The 1,143-nt window shown below is 56.4% G+C and carries 2 protein-coding genes; both read right to left on the bottom strand.

What is annotated here, in order from left to right; genetic code table 11:
• Positions 1-764: thiamine pyrophosphate-binding protein (locus AB4043_RS26270; RefSeq protein ID WP_442308622.1), on the bottom strand; the 764-nt coding region annotated here is incomplete at its 3' end.
• A gap of 134 nt (positions 765-898) precedes the next feature.
• Positions 899-1,143 (bottom strand): hypothetical protein (locus tag AB4043_RS26265; protein ID WP_442308621.1); only part of this gene is annotated, 245 nt, incomplete at its 5' end.

Here is a 1,143-nt window from a genome sequence, read left to right as displayed (position 1 = left end):
GAGTTCCCATTGATCGCTCCTTTGCCCATCTGCGTATTGAAGAACGGGATTCCAAGCAGTCGGATCGCAGCAGAAAGACCTGCCGTCTGCCCTGGGCGGTTCGCTCCACCGCCAATCACAATCAATGGGTGACACGCCCGCGAGATCGCAGCCGCGGCCTGCGCGATGGAGACTGCGGAGGCGACCGAGAGATAAAGGGGACTCGGTGAGACAAAGTGAGGCACGGGAACGACCGTGGCAGCAATGTCTTCCGGCAGCTCAAGGTGAACGGGGCCCGGCCTCTCCGACTGCGCAGTACGAAACGCGTCTCGGACAAGGGTCGGTATGTTGCTGGCATCGATAATTTGAGATGCCGATTTCGCTAAAGGCCGCATCATGGCAACCGTATCCACGATTTGAAAGCGCGCTTGCCTACGGTGAAAGATCGACTTCTGACCCGTGATCATAAGCATCGGCATTCCGCCAAGCGACGCATAGGCGGCGGCCGTGACAAGATTTGTGGCTCCGGGGCCAAGAGTGCTTAAGCAGACTCCAGGTTTCCCAGTCAGCCGACCATAGGTGGATGCCATGAATCCCGCGACTTGCTCATGGCGGGTCACGATGAATTTTATGGACGAAGTGCGAATCGCCTCCAACAGAGCCAGATTCTCTTCCCCAGGAACACCGAAGACATACTCAACTCCTTCAAGTTCCAAAGCTCGCACAAGCAGCTCTGCACCGGTCTGCGGCTTTACTGGTGGCACAATTGCTTCAATTGCCGCCACTGTTGACCTCCTGTCCTTCACACTCGCTCCAGGAAAGCCTCAGCCCTCTCTTGCTCGGTACAAAGAGTTGGGGGACTGAGGCAGATATGCTCACGGATCTCTGCGCCAGGGTTCTCTGCTATTCACACTCGCGGTTAGCTCGCCGGGCCAAAGAGTTTGCTCTTCGAAGGCAGTTGCTCCTTCATCTCGTCGCGGACTTGATCGGCGATCTTGGCAAGCGCGGCTTTATCGTCACCAGGTTTGTAGTTGAAGACGACACCGAGCGCCCCTATGGTTTTACCGGATGCATCCAGCAAGATCAGTTCGTCTTCAAAATGTTTGCCTGTGGAGTTGAGCTCGAGGTTGCTCTTGCCGGTCCGGATGCAGCGAAGATCATCGT

The sequence above is a fragment of the Terriglobus sp. YAF25 genome (genome assembly GCF_052113305.1).
Classification (GTDB): Bacteria; Acidobacteriota; Terriglobia; order Terriglobales; family Acidobacteriaceae; genus Terriglobus.
The sequence above is the reverse complement of the archived record's forward strand: the minus strand, read 5'-3'. Positions and strand labels throughout refer to the sequence as shown.